This window comes from Helicobacter salomonis (assembly GCF_900197775.1).
Lineage (GTDB): Bacteria > Campylobacterota > Campylobacteria > Campylobacterales > Helicobacteraceae > Helicobacter > Helicobacter salomonis.
The window spans coordinates 1-2,569 of sequence record NZ_FZMA01000064.1 but is presented as its reverse complement, the minus strand read 5'-3'; the positions used below and the strand labels follow the sequence as shown (position 1 = coordinate 2,569).

The window sequence follows — 2,569 nt, the reverse complement described above, 5'->3', positions numbered from 1 at the left end:
GTGTGCAGAATGCACACACTTAGCACGGAAAATGTCACAATGAAGTAACTCATCGTGTTATAGGATTTAAGGCCCTTTAGGGTAGAATGCGCCTTACAGTGGTGGGTTCTTCTTTTTTAGTGGTTCTCGTCCAACCATTATATTAAAACCATCTCCGCCCTTAAGGGGCGGGGAAGACCACTAACACCATTGTAACTCAAAAATCTTAAAACAACAAGTTTCTCTTACTAAAATGCGCCCATGCGTTTTAAAGCCCCTAGCTTAGCTATGAGCGCATGGCGTGCATGGCCAACATCTTCCCCCTGAGTGCGCTCACTAAGTGGAAGTCATTGCCCTCTAGGGCTTGAGCTAGAGAGGCTTTGAGGCCTTGTAGTTTGAATTGTTCTAGGACAAAGTCCCAATCTGCAGGTTCGATGGGTCTAAACTGAGCCAGAAAACTCAAACCTCCTAACTGGCCTTGCGTAATGGCTAGAAACACTTGGGGCATCACTTTGAAGTCCTGGGCATGCAGGTGCATGGACGCGCTGAAGCGAAACTCGGCATGCTCTAACATGGCGCGCAAGATGCGTCCCTCTGTGCTCAAGGGGGTGATGGGTGGAATTTTAGGCATGCTCTTTTTGAGGGCTGGAAGGGCAATAGGGGGCAAGTACTTTTGCAGGGTCTGCAGGCATTCCTGCTTTAAAAAGGGGTCATAGGAGGCGCAAAGCTTTAGCAGTTCCCTGTAGTTCTTATCGCGCTCGTGAGCACTTTTGCTAGGCTCTAGTAGAGTACGCGCGTAATAATTCCAGCCTGAAGTGCGCACAAGTTCAGGGGCTTGGCCCTGTTGCAAGCACTCGCCTAAGTCCTTTTGCCCACTCTTAATGCTAATCACACCCACACGGGTGTATTTTGCCTCTAAGCAGAGTTTGAGCGCGCGCAAGCTAGCCTGTTTTCCTGCCTCATCAGCATCAAAGCTAAAGAGAATTTCACACTCTAGCTTGGCTAATATCTTTAAGTGTTCCTGTGTGAAGGCGCTGCCCACACAGCAGATGGCATTAGGATGCCCACACGCGCTAAAGCCTAGTACATCAAAGAACCCTTCACACACAATGACTTGCTTGTGCTGTGTGATGAGGCGCAAAGCATGATCTAAATTCCATAGCATCTGGGATTTGCAAAAAAGCTGTGTGCTAGGAGAGTTTAGGTATTTGGGGTTATTTTGTTCTGCTTGCCAGGGGGCACGCGCCACACAACGCCGTGCACTAAAGCCTTTGATGATGCCTCTTTTGTCTTTGAGAGGAAAAGTGAGGCGATAATTAGCAAAACAATGCCCGCCCTTGACATACAATAACCCTGCGCGCACTAGCAGACTAAAATCATAGCGCTTTTGTAAAGCCTGCACATCATTGGGCAAACAATAGCCAATCCCATACTCTTGGCACATCTGTGCATTAACTCCCCTGCTCTCTAGGTATTCTAGCACCTTGGTGTCTTTGCTCAAAGTCTGGCTAAAGAGCTCTTGGGCATAGGCTAGAGCCTCTAAGAGAGGTTGCTCTGTGGGAGTTTTAGAGTGGCTGAGTTCTAAGTCAAACTTGTAGAAGTTAGCCACTTCTTGGGCGGCCTGCACAAAGTCCAGCCCCTTGTATTTTTGCAAGAATACAAAGGCATCGCCCCCCTCCCCACACCCAAAGCACTTGAAAATATTCAAAGAGGGGCTAACCTTGAAGCTACCACTCTTTTCCTCATGGAAGGGACAGCAGGCCTTAAAGCCTGCTCCATCTCTTTTGAGCTCTAGGTGTTGGCCTATGATCTCTACAATCTGTACCTTGGCCTTGAGCCCGTCTAGGTTGGTGATCATGGGGTGCAATTAGGACAAAAAGGGTCGCCTTCATTCCCCTCCCCACAATTAGGGCAGGCTAGCTTTCTTAGATAGTCCTCTATGCTATCTAAGCCATGCAGAAAAGCGATGCGCTCAAGCGCGTCATAGACCTCTGTTTCTATTTCAAAACAAAACACATCAGGATTGCTTAAAGACATCTCAATCCTTTTTAGAGAAGCTAGGCGCTATGCCCTGCTGGGAGTGTTCATAATCACGCAGGGCTACGAATTTCTTGCCTGCCGTGTCAAAGAAGGCTTGCCCATGCGAGCCTCCTAACTGCTTGTTCTTTTGGATACGCACAGCGCGCGCATACAAGCGGCGTTGTGGGCTCATATTGGTGAACTCTTTTGAATTCAGCTTGTCCACCCTAAACATCACTTTAGCCGCATAGGCTCCCATTTTGGAGCGGGTGGGGCTATCTTTCTCCGTTTTGTTGTTCTGCACAATGAGCATGATCAAAACCTCATGCTGTTTGGCGATGTTGCGCAGTGTGATGAATTTCTCTGTTTCAGCCTGCTCCACATTCATGTCCGCGCGCTCATTGTGCGTGAAGCCCTGCGAATCTATCAAAAACACCTTATACCCCTGCTTGATATGATTCTTTATAGAAATGACCAAATCGCTCAAGTGCGAAGCGGTGTCATTAATGCGATACCAATCAGGGTCTAGCTGGAAGCCTTTGGCTTGCAAGGCGTCCACATATTCGGGTAC

General features: G+C 48.2%; 2 protein-coding genes and 1 pseudogene. All 3 read right to left on the bottom strand.

All coding sequences use genetic code 11. The annotated features are described in order from the left end of the window. Positions 1-265: 265 nt before the first annotated feature. Positions 266-1,837, bottom strand: coding sequence for a DNA primase (gene dnaG / locus C6H04_RS07725; RefSeq protein ID WP_104732817.1), 1,572 nt, complete (start codon positions 1,835-1,837; stop codon positions 266-268). Then, on the bottom strand, positions 1,834-2,016 hold the full coding sequence (locus C6H04_RS07720; protein WP_104732816.1) for a hypothetical protein: 183 nt from the start codon (positions 2,014-2,016) through the stop codon (positions 1,834-1,836). The genes dnaG and C6H04_RS07720 overlap by 4 nt, the downstream gene beginning before the upstream one ends. Position 2,017: 1 nt before the next feature. Beyond that, positions 2,018-2,569: pseudogene (locus tag C6H04_RS07715) on the bottom strand (hypothetical protein); the annotation flags it as partial.

Excerpts from the sequence above, each read along its gene's own strand:
- dnaG (WP_104732817.1), bottom strand. The coding sequence starts at position 1,837 with ATGATCACCAACCTAGACGGGCTCAAGGCCAAGGTACAGATTGTAGAG.
- C6H04_RS07720 (WP_104732816.1), bottom strand. The coding sequence starts at position 2,016 with ATGTCTTTAAGCAATCCTGATGTGTTTTGTTTTGAAATAGAAACAGAG.